This is a genomic window from Streptomyces sp. NPDC085937, from assembly GCF_044540535.1.
In the GTDB taxonomy this organism is placed as follows: Bacteria; Actinomycetota; Actinomycetes; order Streptomycetales; family Streptomycetaceae; genus Streptomyces.
On the sequence record NZ_JBITSH010000021.1, the window covers coordinates 57,771 to 71,026 of the forward strand.

Annotated in this window: 11 protein-coding genes; 4 read left to right on the forward strand and 7 right to left on the reverse strand. The window is 73.2% G+C overall.

Going from position 1 to position 13,256, the window contains the following annotated elements; translation table 11 throughout:
* Positions 1-119: 119 nt before the first annotated feature.
* Positions 120-497 (reverse strand): STAS domain-containing protein, encoded by a 378-nt coding sequence (locus ACIF8S_RS31020; RefSeq protein ID WP_024886489.1) that lies wholly within the window; start codon positions 495-497, stop codon positions 120-122.
* Positions 498-748: 251 nt separating this feature from the next.
* Here ACIF8S_RS31020 and ACIF8S_RS31025 point away from each other — a divergent pair, with 251 nt between their 5' ends.
* Positions 749-1,663 (forward strand): RNA polymerase sigma factor SigF, encoded by a 915-nt coding sequence (locus ACIF8S_RS31025; protein WP_400003647.1) that lies wholly within the window; start codon positions 749-751, stop codon positions 1,661-1,663.
* A gap of 144 nt (positions 1,664-1,807) precedes the next feature.
* On the opposite strand, the gene hutI is transcribed toward ACIF8S_RS31025, so the two are convergent.
* From hutI to hutU, 4 genes are read right to left on the reverse strand one after another with little or no spacing between them, the layout of a single operon-like run.
* The gene (hutI, locus tag ACIF8S_RS31030; RefSeq protein ID WP_400003596.1) at positions 1,808-2,980 is read right to left on the reverse strand and encodes an imidazolonepropionase; all 1,173 of its coding nucleotides are present in this window, start codon (positions 2,978-2,980) and stop codon (positions 1,808-1,810) included.
* Positions 2,981-2,997: 17 nt separating this feature from the next.
* The gene (locus tag ACIF8S_RS31035; protein ID WP_400003597.1) at positions 2,998-4,341 is read right to left on the reverse strand and encodes a formimidoylglutamate deiminase; all 1,344 of its coding nucleotides are present in this window, start codon (positions 4,339-4,341) and stop codon (positions 2,998-3,000) included.
* Complete coding sequence (locus ACIF8S_RS31040) at positions 4,338-5,612, reverse strand: allantoate amidohydrolase (protein ID WP_400003599.1); 1,275 nt, start codon at positions 5,610-5,612, stop codon at positions 4,338-4,340. The genes ACIF8S_RS31035 and ACIF8S_RS31040 overlap by 4 nt, the downstream gene beginning before the upstream one ends.
* Positions 5,609-7,273 (reverse strand): urocanate hydratase, encoded by a 1,665-nt coding sequence (hutU, locus tag ACIF8S_RS31045; RefSeq protein WP_400003601.1) that lies wholly within the window; start codon positions 7,271-7,273, stop codon positions 5,609-5,611. Before hutU ends, ACIF8S_RS31040 begins: the two co-directional genes overlap by 4 nt.
* Positions 7,274-7,392: 119 nt before the next feature.
* Between hutU and ACIF8S_RS31050 the strand changes: the two genes are divergently transcribed.
* A complete protein-coding gene (locus tag ACIF8S_RS31050; RefSeq protein WP_400003603.1) occupies positions 7,393-8,787 on the forward strand; it encodes a diaminopimelate decarboxylase in 1,395 nt (464 codons plus the stop codon).
* Positions 8,788-8,882: 95 nt separating this feature from the next.
* Here the strand turns inward: ACIF8S_RS31050 and ACIF8S_RS31055 are convergent, their stop codons facing one another.
* Complete coding sequence (locus ACIF8S_RS31055; protein ID WP_400003605.1) at positions 8,883-9,467, reverse strand: hypothetical protein; 585 nt, start codon at positions 9,465-9,467, stop codon at positions 8,883-8,885.
* A 152-nt stretch (positions 9,468-9,619) separates the two neighbouring features.
* Positions 9,620-10,462, reverse strand: a complete 843-nt coding sequence (locus ACIF8S_RS31060) for a MurR/RpiR family transcriptional regulator (protein ID WP_400003607.1) — start codon at positions 10,460-10,462, stop codon at positions 9,620-9,622.
* A gap of 285 nt (positions 10,463-10,747) precedes the next feature.
* On the opposite strand from ACIF8S_RS31060, the gene ACIF8S_RS31065 reads away from it, so the two are divergent.
* Together ACIF8S_RS31065 and ACIF8S_RS31070 are read left to right on the forward strand one after the other, a co-directional pair.
* Complete coding sequence (locus tag ACIF8S_RS31065; protein ID WP_400003609.1) at positions 10,748-12,475, forward strand: LCP family protein; 1,728 nt, start codon at positions 10,748-10,750, stop codon at positions 12,473-12,475.
* 86 nt (positions 12,476-12,561) lie between these two features.
* The gene (locus ACIF8S_RS31070) at positions 12,562-12,987 is read left to right on the forward strand and encodes a hypothetical protein (protein ID WP_024886499.1); all 426 of its coding nucleotides are present in this window, start codon (positions 12,562-12,564) and stop codon (positions 12,985-12,987) included.
* Positions 12,988-13,256: the final 269 nt, after the last annotated feature.

The following is a 13,256-nucleotide window of genomic DNA, read 5'->3' on the forward strand; positions in this document are numbered from 1 at the left end:
GTGTCTCCTGCCCGAGCCGACCGCCTGAACACCCCCGTGTTCGCACGAAAAAACGCGCCGGGGAAGCCCGTCGGCCGACGGGAACCGCACGAGCACCCCGCCGGGCCTGCCCGCCCGTGTCACGCCGAATCGTCGGCCAGGGCCGCCTCGAGCGTGTCGTGGACGGCGAACACCGCGTCCGCCCCCGTAATTTCAAACACACGCGCGACAACGGGCTGCATCCCGGCGAGATGCACACCACCTCCGGCCGCCTCGGCCTTGAGCCGGGCACCGAGCAGCACGTTCAGCCCCGTGGAGTCACAGAACTCCAGCCGGGAGCAGTCGATGACGAGCCGCTTGAAACCCTTGGCGAGGCAGTCCTCCAGTGGCTCCCGCAACAGATCGGCGGTGTGATGGTCCAACTCACCCGCCGGGGTCACGACGGCACTGGGGCCCTCTTCTCGCACCTCGACCAGAAGCCGGCCCGACTGTGCGCTGCCGACCGTCCCGCGGTCCATGCCGTCTCTCTCTCCCGAGGTCGTGGCTGTTCCTGACGCCCTCGAACATTACGCCTTCCGGCCATGCATCGACACTCTAACAATCACGCACAAACGGACATAAGCGAACAGAACGCACTTGCGGCATGCTCCGAGTAGCCGATAGGGCTAGTAAAGACCCGTACCCGACCACGGCCGGCTTTGGAGGCGCCGCACACCGCAGTGCACGTATCGGCTTCGGCAGCCATATGCCGAGAACGATGGAGGACATCATGTCACCCCGGCTCGACGCATCGCCTACCCGTCAAGCGACGTCGACACCCCCTCCGGAACATCTGGATCCCATCGAGCAGGACGACCTGGAGGTCGTCGCGGACGGCCTACTCGCCGGACTGCCGGAGATCCCCCCGTACGACGAGGTGGGCCCGGTGGACGCGCGGGCTCTGTCCAAGACCCTCTTCGAGCGCCTGGAGTCGCTCGACGAAGGCACGCACGAGTACTCCTACGTACGCAACACACTCGTCGAACTGAACCTCGCCCTGGTCAAGTTCGCCGCCTCCCGGTTCCGCTCGCGCAGCGAGCCCATGGAGGACATCATCCAGGTCGGCACCGTCGGCCTGATCAAGGCGATCGACCGCTTCGAGCACACGCGCGGTGTGGAGTTCCCCACCTTCGCGATGCCGACCATCATCGGTGAGATCAAGCGCTTCTTCCGCGACACCTCGTGGTCCGTGCGCGTGCCGCGCCGGCTGCAGGAGCTGCGGCTCGACCTGGCCAAGGCCGGTGACGAACTCGCCCAGCAGCTCGACCGCGCGCCGACAGTGGCCGAGCTGGCGGACCGTCTGGGCATCACCAGCGACGAGGTCGTCGAGGGCATGGCGGCGTCCAACGCCTACACCGCCTCCTCGCTGGACGCCCAGCCCGAGGAGGACGACGCCGAGGGCGCGCTGGCGGACCGGATCGGCTACGAGGACCACGGACTCGAAGGCATCGAGTACATCGAGTCCTTGAAGCCGCTGATCGCCGAACTCCCCTCGCGCGACCGCAAGATCCTCTCGCTGCGCTTCGTGGCGGGCATGACCCAGTCGGAGATCGGCGAGGAGCTCGGCATCTCCCAGATGCACGTCTCCCGTCTGCTGTCCCGGACGCTGGTGAAGCTGCGCAAGGGGCTCACGGTCGAGGAGTGACCCTCCCCGCCCGACGCTCGCCCGGACAGGGGGCGGCCCGTTTCCGGGCCGCCCCCTGTCCGGCGCTGTGACGCCTGACACATCCGTACGCCGCTGCGGCCCGGAACCGGGCCGGAGAACCGGGTCGGACGACCTCAGTCCCCCTCAGACCACCCGTACGCCCCGCCACCAGACGCCCGTGACGAGCGGGACGCCCGGCCGGTAGGCGAGGTGGACGTGGCTGGGGGCGTCGAGCAGGACCAGGTCCGCGTACGCGCCCGGGACGAGGCGCCCGACGTCGGTGCGCCGCAGGGCCGCCGCACCGCCCGCCGTGGCCGACCAGACGGCCTCGTCGGGCGTCATCCCCATGTCCCGCACGGCGAGCGCGACGCAGAACGGCACCGACGAGGTGAAGGACGACCCGGGGTTGCAGTCGGTGGACAGCGCCACGGTGACCCCCGCGTCCAGCAGCCGCCGGGCGTCCGGCCAGGCGGCCCGGGTGGAGAACTCGGCGCCGGGCAGCAGCGTGGCGACGGTCGCGCCGCTCGCCAGCGCGTCCACGTCCGCGTCGGTGAGGTGTGTGCAGTGGTCGGCGCTGGCCGCGTCCAGCTCGACGGCCAGCCGCACGCCGGGGCCGTACGAGAGCTGGTTGGCGTGGATCCGCGGGTGCAGGCCCTTGGCCTTGCCGGCGGTGAGGATCGCGCGGGCCTGGTCGCCGTCGAAGGCCCCCTTCTCGCAGAAGACGTCGATCCAGCGGGCGTGCGGCGCGCAGGCGTCCAGCATCTCCCCGGTGACCAGGGTCACGTAACCCGCCGGGTCGTCCGCGTACTCGGGGGCCACGATGTGCGCGCCGAGGTAGGTGACCTCGTCGGTGTGGCGGGCGGCCAGCCGCAGGGCGCGGGCCTCGTCCTCGACGGTCAGGCCGTAGCCGGACTTGGTCTCGAAGGTCGTGGTGCCCTGGCGCAGCGCCTCCGCGAGGTGGCGGGTGAGGGTGGCCTCCAGCTCCGCGTCGTCCGCCGCCCGGGTCGCGGCGACGGTGGTGCGGATGCCGCCGGCGCTGTACGGGCGGCCCGACATGCGGGCGTTGAACTCCTCGGTGCGGTCCCCGGCGAACACCAGGTGGGAGTGCGAGTCGACGAATCCCGGCAGGACCGCGCGGCCGCCGGCGTCGACCCGGTTGTCAGTGGCGGGTGCTTGGCTGGAAGCACCGGTCCACACGACGCGGTCGTCCTCGACGACGACGGCCGCGTCGCGGAGCAGGCCGAGCGGGTCCGAGCCGTGGAGGGAGGGGTCGTTGGTGACCAGCGTGGCGATGTTGGTGATGACCGTGGCGCTCATGGTGTCCTCATGGGTCGTCAGGCGCGCAGTGCCTGGACTGCCTGCGCGAGGGCTCCGGGCACGTCGGGGACCAGTGTGTGCGCCCCGTCGCGCACCACGTGCCGGCCCGCCACGAGCGTGTGCCGCACATCGGCGGCCGTCGCCGCGAATACGGCCGTCTCGGCGCCCAGCCTGGGCAGCGGCCCCGCTGTCCTGACCGAGTCAAGCGCGACGGTGGTGAGGTCGGCGCGCGCCCCGGCCTCGATGGTGCCGGTGTCGTCCCAGCCGAGCGCCGCGTGCCCGTCGGCGGTGGCGGCGCGCAGCAGGGCCGCGGCCGTCCAGTGGCCCCGGGTGCGGGTGCGCAGACGCTCGTTCAGCTCCATCGCGCGCGCCTCCTCGAACAGGTCGACGACGGCATGGCTGTCGGAGCCGAGGCTGAGCGGGGAACCCTCGTTCTGCAGGGCCACGGCGGGTCCGATGCCGTCCGCGAGGTCGCGTTCGGTGGTGGGGCACATGCAGGTGCCGGTGCCGCTGCCGCCGATCAGTGAGACGTCCTCGGCGGTGAGGTGGGTGTTGTGCACGCCGGTGGTGCGCGGACCCAGCACACCGTGCAGGGCGAGCAGTTGGGCGGGGGTGCAGCCGTGCGCCTCCCGGCAGGCGTCGTTCTCGGCGGTCTGCTCGGACAGGTGCACGTGCAGCGGGGCCCGCCGTTCCTCGGCCCAGCGCGCCACGGTCGACAGCTGCTCGGCGGGCACGGCCCGTACGGAGTGCACGGCCGCGCCGATCCGCGCGTGCTCCCGCTCCTTGAGAAGTGAGGAGCGTGCGGCCCAGGCGTCCGCGTCGCCGTCGGAGAAGCGGAGCTGGTGCGCGGTGGGCGGGCGGCCGAAGCCGGAGGAGAGGTAGGCGGCGTCGAGGAGGGTGATGCGGATGCCGGCCTCGGCGGCGGCCGCGAGGAGCGCCTCCCCCATGGCGTTGGGGTCGGCGTAGGGCGTGCCGCCGGGCGCGTGGTGCACGTAGTGGAACTCGCCGACGGTGGTGATGCCGGCCAGCGCCATCTCCGCGTACACGGCCCGGGCGAGGGCGTGGTAGCGGTCCGGGGTGAGCCGCTCGGCCGTGGCGTACATGATCTCGCGCCAGGTCCAGAAGGTGCCGGAGCCGACCTGGACGGTGGAGCGCAGGGCGCGGTGGAAGGCGTGGCTGTGGGCGTTCGCCAGTCCGGGGAGGGTCAGTCCGCGCAGGATCTCGGCGCCGGGCGGCGGTGCGGGGGTGTCGGTGCGGACGGCGGCGATGCGTCCTTCCGTCACGTCGACGGCGACGCCCGGCTCGACATGGGTGCCGAGCCAGGCGTGCTCCAGCCAGTACGTCCGCGGGGTGGCGGTCACGGGGCGGCCAGTCCTTCCAGTACGTCGGCGAGGGCGAGAACCCCGGCCGCGCAGTCGTCCTCGGTGGCGGACTCGGCCGGGGAGTGCGAGACGCCGGTGGGGTTGCGTACGAACAGCATGGCGGCCGGGACGCGCCCCGAGAGGATTCCGGCGTCGTGTCCGGCGCCGGTGCCGAGGACGGGCACCTTCAGGCCGGCGGCGGTGCCCAGGATGCGGGCGAGTGCGTCGCGCAGGGCGTGGTCGAACTCGACGACGGGGGTGAAGGACTCGCGTTCGACGTCGAGATGGACGCCGTGGGCGGCGGCGTGCGCGCGGGCGGCCCGTTCCACCCCGCCGACCACGAGGTCCAGCCGCTCCTGGTCGGCGGCGCGGGAGTCGAGCCAGCCGCGCACCAGGGAGGGCACGGCGTTGACGCCGTTGGGTTCGACGGCGAGCTTGCCGAAGGTGGCGACGGCGCCCGCGCGTTCGGCCTCACGGCGGGCGGCGAGGACGGTCTCGGCGTACGGCAGCATCGGGTCGTGCCGGTCGGTGAGGCGGGTGGTGCCGGCGTGGTTGGCCTCGCCGCGGAAGTCGAACCGCCAGCGGCCGTGCGGCCAGATGGCGGACGCGACGCCCACCGGGTCGCCGGTCAGGTCCAGCGCCCGGCCCTGCTCGACGTGGAGTTCCACGAAGGCCCCGATGCGGGACAGCCGTACGGGGTCGGGGCCGATGGCGTCGGGGTCGTGCCCTGCGGCCTCCATGGCCTGCGGGAGGGTGATGCCGTCGGCGTCGGTGAGCCGGTGGGCCTGCTCCACGGTGAGCGCGCCCGCGGTGAGCCGGGAGCCGACGCAGGCGAGCCCGAAGCGGGCGCCCTCCTCGTCCCCGAAGTTGACGACACCGAGCGGCCTGACCGGGCGTACGCCCCGGCGGCGCAGTTCGTCGAGGGCGGCGAAGGCGGAGACCACGCCGAGGGGACCGTCGAAGGCCCCGCCGTCGGGCACGGAGTCCAGGTGCGACCCGGTGACCACGGCGTCCCCGGCGGCCGGGTCGCCGAGCCAGGCCCACTGGTTGCCGTTGCGGTCCACCTCGTAGGCCAGGCCGCGGCGGCGGGCCTGCTCGCGGAACCAGTCCCGGCAGTCGGCGTCGGCGCCGGTCCAGGCGAACCTGCGGTAGCCACCGGAGGCCGAGTTCCGTCCGACGGGCAGCAGCTGCCGCCACATCTCGTGGAAGGAGTCGCCCTCGGACGCGGGCCGTGGGGGCGCCTGCGGGGTGGCGTGCGCGCGGTCGGTCATGCCGGGTCGCCCTCGCTCATGGGCACCCGCACGCCGCGCTCGTCCGCCACCGACTCCGCGATGTCGTAGCCCGCGTCGACGTGACGGATGACGCCCATCCCGGGGTCGTTGGTGAGCACCCGCCGGATCTTCTCGCCGGCCAGCGCGGTGCCGTCGGCCACGGTCACCTGTCCGGCGTGGATCGACCGCCCCATGCCGACGCCGCCGCCGTGGTGCAGGGACACCCAGGAGGCACCCGAGGCCACGTTCACCATGGCGTTGAGCAGCGGCCAGTCGGCGATGGCGTCGGACCCGTCCAGCATGGCCTCGGTCTCCCGGTAGGGGGAGGCCACGGACCCGCAGTCCAGGTGGTCCCGGCCGATGACGACCGGCGCGGACAGCTCGCCGCTCGCCACCATGTCGTTGAAGCGCTCGCCGGCCCTGTCGCGCTCGCCGTAGCCGAGCCAGCAGATGCGGGCGGGCAGGCCCTGGAAGTGGACCCGCTCCCCGGCCAGCTTGATCCAGCGGGCGAGGGACTCGTTCTCCGGGAAGAGGTCGAGGATCGCCTTGTCGGTCCTGGCGATGTCGGCGGGGTCGCCGGACAGCGCGGCCCAGCGGAAGGGGCCCTTGCCCTCGCAGAACAGCGGGCGGATGTAGGCGGGGACGAAGCCGGGGAAGGCGAACGCCCGGTCGTAGCCCGCGAGCTGGGCCTCGCCGCGGATGGAGTTGCCGTAGTCGAACACCTCGGCGCCGGCGTCCTGGAAGCCGACCATCGCCTCGACGTGCCGGGCCATCGACTCGCGGGCGCGCGTGGTGAAGCCGGCCGGGTCCTTGGCGGCGGCGTCGGCCATGTCCTCGAAGGCGGTCCCGGCGGGCAGGTAGGCCAGCGGGTCGTGGGCGGAGGTCTGGTCGGTAACGATGTCGATGGGCGCGCCCATGGCGAGCAGTTGCGGGACCAGCTCGGCGGCGTTGCCGAGGACGCCGACGGACAGCGGCTCGCGCTTGTCGCGGGCCTCGACGGCCAGCCGCAGCGCGTGGTCGAGGGAGTCGGCCTTCACGTCGAGGTAGCGGTGCTCGATGCGGCGGTCGATGGCGCGCGGGTCGCAGTCGACGCAGATCGCGACGCCGTCGTTCATGGTGACCGCGAGCGGCTGGGCGCCGCCCATGCCGCCGAGTCCGGCGGTGAGGGTGATGGTGCCGGCCAGGGTGCCGCCGAACCGCTTCGCGGCGACGGCGGCGAAGGTCTCGTAGGTGCCCTGGAGGATGCCCTGGGTGCCGATGTAGATCCAGGAGCCGGCGGTCATCTGCCCGTACATGGTGAGGCCGAGGGCCTCCAGGCGGCGGAACTCCTCCCAGTTCGCCCAGTCGCCGACGAGGTTGGAGTTGGCGAGGAGGACGCGCGGCGCCCACTCGTGGGTCTGCATGACGCCGACCGGGCGGCCGGACTGGACGAGCATCGTCTCGTCCTGCTTGAGGGTCCTCAGTGTGCGGACCATGGCGTCGAAGGACCGCCAGTCGCGGGCCGCCTTGCCGGTGCCGCCGTAGACGACGAGCTTGTCGGGGTGCTCGGCGACCTCCGGGTCGAGGTTGTTCTGCAGCATCCGCAGGGCGGCCTCCTGCTGCCAGCCCAAGGCGCTCAGCTCGGTGCCGCGCGGCGCTCGCACGGGGCGTGGTCCGGACATCTTGTGCCTCCAGGGTGCCGACGACGTCTGCGGATATTCATATCCTCACGAGATGAATAGAACTAGTCAATACCGGGGGTGTGTCGTCGGTCCGGGGCGGAGGATGTTTGGCTGGACGCATGCGTGCGAACACCGAACAGACCAACGACGGCACCGACGACGTGACGGGCGGGGCGGCCCGGCGGCGGCACGCGGCGGTGCGGGCGGCCGTGGAGCAGGGGCTGCTCGACGACGACGTGCCGCTCGTGGCGCTGCTGGACGTCACCGGCATCCGGGAATCGGCGGCCGCGCTGCGGGCGGCCTTCGAGGAGGTGACCGCGCCGGGGACGCCGGTGCTGCACGCCTTCGCGGTGAAGGCGAGCCCGCTGGTGCCGGTGCTGCGGCTGCTGCGCGCGGAGGGCATCGGCGCGGAGGTGGCCAGCCCGGGTGAGCTGGCGCTGGCGCGCGCGGCGGGCGTGCAGCCGGAGCGCACGGTCCTGGACTCCCCGGCCAAGACGCTCGCCGAGCTGCGGGAGGCGCTGGCGCTGGGCATCGCCGTCAACGCGGACAACCCGCAGGAGCTGGCGCGCCTCGACGCCCTGGTCGCCGGCGCGGACCCCCGCTCCCCCCTGGGTATCCGGGTCAACCCGCAGGTGGGCGGCGGTTCCATCGAGGCGCTGTCGACGGCCACGGCGACCTCGAAGTTCGGTGTGGCGCTGCGTGACGAAGGGGCGCGCGAGTGGGTGGTCCGGGCGTACCTGGACCGGCCGTGGCTGACCCGGCTGCACGCGCACACCGGCTCGCAGGGCATCGCCCTGTCGATGATGGCGCGCGGGGTCGCCGAGACGTACGAGCTGGCGGAGGAGATCAACCGGCGGGCGGGGCGGCGCCAGGTCGACACCCTCGACATCGGCGGCGGACTGCCGGTGAACTTCGCCTCCGAGGAGACCCGCCCGACCTACGCGGAGTACGCGCGGCTGCTGAAGGAGACGGTGCCGGGGCTGTTCGACGCGCGGTACGGGCTGGTCACCGAGTTCGGCCGGTCGCTGCTGGCCAAGCACGGCACGGTGGTCGCGCGCGTGGAGTACGCCAAGAGCGCGGGCGGGCGGCCGGTCGCGGTGACCCACGCGGGTGTGCAGGTGGCGACGCGGACGGTGTACGCGCCGGGGTCGTGGCCGCTGCGGATCGCCGCGTACGACCCGAAGGGGCGCCCCAAGGAGGGGCCGGCGGTGGTGCAGGACGTGGCGGGGCCCGCCTGCTTCGCGGGCGACCTGCTGGCGCAGGGGCAGGAGCTGCCGCTGCTGGAGCAGGGGGACTACGCGGCGGCGCTGGACACGGGTGCGTACTACTTCGCGCACCACTACGCGTACAACTCGCTGCCCCGGCCCGCCGTCCTCGGGTTCGCCCCGGACGGGGCGGGCGGCGTCACGTTCGCGACGGTACGCCCGGCCCAGCCGGTCGAGGAGATCGTCACCGAATCAGGCGCGGCCCACACGGACGCCCTGACAACCCTGGCAGCCACACCTCCGGCGTGACGGGTAAGGGGGCGGACCTCCGCCCGCCCCCCCCGTCGGCACCGCGTGCGCGCCCGCGAGAATCCGGGGTGCGGCTGCCCCGCCCCCGGTTTCGCCTACGCCGCTGTCGTGAGGCGGCGGCGGGCGCCGCCCGGGGCCGCGTCGCCTGCCGCGATGCCCGTGCTGCGGTAGGCCTTGACCGCCCGGCCGGCGGGCCGTCCCGCCCCCGCGCGCAGCCAGTCGACACGCACCCACAGCAGCACGTCGTCGTCCCGTTCCAGCCGGCCGATCCACGCCGCCTTCAGCCACAGCCCCGCACCGCACCCGGCGAGCAGCAGACCGGCGGCCGCCGGTGCCGCGAACGCCGAGCCGAGCGCGGCGAGGAAGGCGAGCAGCAGCCACCAGCGGTGCGCCCGGCGCCAGTTGCGCACGGTCACTGCACGGTCCTGCAGCACGTCGTGCCGGCCCGCGCGGGCCGCCGAACGGGCCAGCGCGCGGTAGCGGCCCCGCCGGGTCCACGCCACCAGGGCCGCGGCCACGATGAACAGCGCGGCTCCCCCGAGCACCCCGATCCGGCGCCCGGTCGGTCCTGGTACGAACACCCCGATGCCGGCGGCGGCGATTCCCAGCCACCACAGCGGCGCCGCCCCGGCCCGCACGACGACGGCCACCCGGGCCAGCCCCTGTCCTCCGCGCGTCACGTCCAGCCTCCCGTCATCCGATACGTGGAAGTCCTCAACCCGTGGACATCCCTACCCGCCGAGGCGCGTCGAGGGAAGTCCCGTGCGACGGACGCTAGCGGGACAAGCTGAGACGAGTCTGAGAAGACGCGGCGACCGGCGCCGCGCCCCGGTCACTCGGTGAACAGCCCGCGCGCCGCCGCCCGGGTGTCGAACTCCTCCAGCCGGGCCTGCGCGTCCGGCAGGTCGTCGCACATCGCCTCCAGCAGCACCCGGCCCAGCAGCATCGGCGCGCAGGCGGTGTCGAAGACCAGCCCGGTGCCGACGGCGGCCAGCAGCAGCAGGTCGGACACCTTGGCGACCGGCGCGAACGGCGAGTCGGCGACGGTGACGACGCTCAGCCCCGCCTCCTTGGCGTGGCCGAGGGCGTCGAGGACCTCGCGCGGATGCCGGGGCAGCGCGAAGCACAGCAGGGCCCGCGCCCCGGCCCGGGCCGCCGCGTCGATCCGGTCGTACAGCATCGTGCCGCCCTCGTTGAGCAGCCGTACGTCGGGATGGACCTTGGCGGCGAAGTAGGCGAAGCCGTGCGCCTGGGCGGCGGCGGCCCGCAGGCCGAGCACGGGCAGCGGCCGGCTCCCGGCCAGCACGCGCCCCGCCCGCCGCACGGGCTCCGGATCGGCCAGCACCTCCGCGAGATGGCGCAGGTTCTCGATCTCGGCCTCGACGGCCTGCTGGTACTCGTTGTACGAGCCGGTCTCCGGGGCGGGTTCGGCGGGCGCGACCTCGCGCAGGTGCCGGCGCAGCGCGGGATAGCCGTCGAAGCCGAGGGCGACGGCGAAGCGGGTCACGGACGGCTGGCTGACCCCGGCCAGCTCGGCCAGCTCCACACTCGACAGGAACGGCACGTCGGCGGCGCGCCGCACCATGCTGTGCGCGATGCGCCGCTGGGTCGGCGTCAGCCGGTGCCCCTCGAAGAGCGCCTGGAGACGCGCCGCGGGGCTCTCGGTGCCGCTCATGACCTGACTCCCCCTCGGCCCTGCGGCCCATTCATCCGTCGTGACTTCTGCATGCCGTTATACAGGCGCACGGCACACCGCGCCGGGCGGGTGCCACGTCGGGCGGGTGCCGCGTTGGGCGTGGATCGCACCCTGTGCCCGGTTCGCGGACAGATCCGGATCTCGACGATTTTGCTACGACGTCGGCGATTCCCCGGTCGGCCGGTTAGCGTAACTCCTCGAACAATTAAGCGCTTTGGTGCGCAGGTGCCTCACGGGGCGCATGACGGAGGACGGGGTGGGGGCGTGGACGCGCACAGTCGTGGGCAGACGGACGGGACCGATCCCGCCGACCAGTGGGTGCTCAATCCGCAGACCGGCGACTACGAGCTGAGGCTGGACGGATCCGCGCCGCCGACGCCCGCGTTCCCCCGGCAGCGCAGCGCCCCGCGCCCAGGCACGGGCACGGACACCTCCCCGCGCACCCCCGATCCCGGCCGGCGCGACCGCCGCCCCGCCCCGGACCCGGAGGACGGACCCGGCCCGGAGGACGGCCGCGACGCCGGCCGTCGCAAGCGCAAGCAGCCCCGCCGGAGCGGCAGGCGCAAGGCCCTGCTGTGGACCGGGGGCGTCATGGGCCTGGTCCTCGTCGGCGGCTCGGCGTTCGCGTACTACTGGTACGACCGCCTCTACGGCAACATCGACACCGTCGACATCGGTGACGTGGGCAGCGACACGGCCCTCGCGGACGGCCCGGCCAACATCCTCGTCATCGGCAACGACGTCCGTACCGGCAAGGGCAACGAGGCCTACGGCGACCGGGACAACGTGACCGGTCACGCCGACACCACGCTGCTGTTCCATGTCGCCGAGGACCGCTCCAACGCGACGGTGGTGAGCATCCCCCGGGACCTGATGACCGAGATACCGGACTGCGACACCCGGCAGTCCGACGGCTCGACGAAGACGATCCCCGGCTCCGAGGGGACCACCCGGTTCAACGAGTCCTACGGCGTGGCGGGCCGCGACCCCGGCTGCACCATGCGCACGGTGGAGCAGCTGACCGGCCTGGACGTGGACCACTTCATGATGTTCGACTTCAACGCCGTCAAGACGCTGTCCACGGCGGTCGGTGGCGTCGAGGTGTGTCTGGAGAAGCCCCTCAAGGACCTCGACGGCGGCACCAAGCTCGATCTCCCGGCCGGCCCGAGCACCATCCAGGGCGAGCAGGCGCTGTCGTTCCTGCGCAACCGGCACGGCCTGAAGAACGAGAGCGACCTGGACCGGATCGGGATGCAGCAGAAGTTCGTCGCGTCGATGCTGCGCCGGCTCAAGGAGGACACCCTCGGCAACCCGGCGAAGATGCTGGACGTCGCCGACGCGGCCACCAAGTCCCTCACCGTGGACAAGGGCATCGGGAGCCCCACCAAGCTGCTGACCCTCGCCAAGGAGCTGGGGAAGATCGACCTGAAGAACATCACGCTGATGATGCTCCCGGTGATCGACAATCCGGACGAGCCGCAGCCCGTCACCGTCGTCCCGGACCCGGCCAAAGTCCCGCAGGTGTTCTCCATGCTGCGGGACGACGTGTCGTTCACCGAGGTGAAGAAGCAGCAGAAGAAGGCCAAGGACAGGCAGCAGGCGCTGCTGCAGGGTCCGCGGGCCGAGGCGTCCGCCGTGCGCGTGGACGTCCTCAACGGCGGCGGCCCGCAGGGCGCGGCCCAGGACACGGTGGCCTGGCTGCAGAACAGCGAGGGGGTGTCCCGGTCGTCGAACCGGGGCAACGCCCCCGCGAAGGTCGCCCGCACCCAGCTCGTGTACGCGCCCGGTCAGGCCGGTCAGGCCCGCAAGCTCGCCGATCTGATGGGGCTGCCCGCCGCCGCGCTGAGGCCCGGCACCGGGGAGGCCGGCGAGACCGAGCCGATGACTCTCACCCTCGGCCCCGACTTCAAGGGGGCCGGGGTGCCCGTCGCGACTCCGAAGAAGGTCGACGTCCCGCAGTCCCGGGCCGACGAGAAGATGTGCGAGGGCTGAGACAGCGGCCAGCCCGAGGGCGGGAACGGGGGTTACCCGTAGTGCGGGCGGGCTCCCGCGTGCCTACCTTGTGAGGCATGACGGGAATGGACGCGCGGGACACCGAGCTGAAGAAGGAACTCGACGCCTCCCTGCAGGCCCGCAGGGAACTGGGCGAGGACTACGAGTCCGCCCTGGTGGACTCGTTCCTGGAGAAGGTCGACCAGCGCATCGACGGCGCGGTGGAGCGCCGGGTACGCCGGCAGCTGGCCGAGCAGCAGATGACGACCGCCCGGGACGCGCGCTCGCCCCAGGTGACGGACTCCTGGGGCGAGCGGTTCGGCTTCGGCATCGTGTCGCTGGTGCTGGCGGTGCCGCTGTCCGCGATCGGCGGGGGCGTGGCCGATCTGCCCGGGCTGCTGGTGGCCTGGGCGGGGATCGTCGGCGTGAACGTCGTCCAGGCCGCCCGCACCAACCCCTCCCTGTTCGGCCGCCGCCGCTCGGCGCGCGGCGACGACGCCTGGGAGGACTGAGCCGTACGAAGCCCGACGACCGCGTGAGGCGGCCGTCGGGCTTCACACCGGAAACCGGGCTGCACTCAGGGAGAAGGCTTAGCGCGGGGACCGCCGCACCCCCGTTGCCGGGGGGCGGGACGACGGCGGTCCCCGCGAAGACGCTCCGCGCGCTGGGCGCGGTGCGCGTCACAGGCGTCCATGGAGGTCCGGGAGCCGCTCCGGAGGTCCTTCGACGCCTTGTGGCCGTCGGCCGGAACGGGGAGCCGCTCCCGTCCCGCCGACATCCA

Excerpts from the sequence above, each read along its gene's own strand:
- ACIF8S_RS31020 (WP_024886489.1), bottom strand. The coding sequence starts at position 497 with ATGGACCGCGGGACGGTCGGCAGCGCACAGTCGGGCCGGCTTCTGGTC.
- ACIF8S_RS31025 (WP_400003647.1), top strand. The coding sequence starts at position 749 with ATGTCACCCCGGCTCGACGCATCGCCTACCCGTCAAGCGACGTCGACA.
- hutI (WP_400003596.1), bottom strand. The coding sequence starts at position 2,980 with ATGAGCGCCACGGTCATCACCAACATCGCCACGCTGGTCACCAACGAC.
- ACIF8S_RS31040 (WP_400003599.1), bottom strand. The coding sequence starts at position 5,612 with ATGACCGACCGCGCGCACGCCACCCCGCAGGCGCCCCCACGGCCCGCG.
- hutU (WP_400003601.1), bottom strand. The coding sequence starts at position 7,273 with ATGTCCGGACCACGCCCCGTGCGAGCGCCGCGCGGCACCGAGCTGAGC.
- ACIF8S_RS31050 (WP_400003603.1), top strand. The coding sequence starts at position 7,393 with ATGCGTGCGAACACCGAACAGACCAACGACGGCACCGACGACGTGACG.
- ACIF8S_RS31060 (WP_400003607.1), bottom strand. The coding sequence starts at position 10,462 with ATGAGCGGCACCGAGAGCCCCGCGGCGCGTCTCCAGGCGCTCTTCGAG.
- ACIF8S_RS31070 (WP_024886499.1), top strand. The coding sequence starts at position 12,562 with ATGGACGCGCGGGACACCGAGCTGAAGAAGGAACTCGACGCCTCCCTG.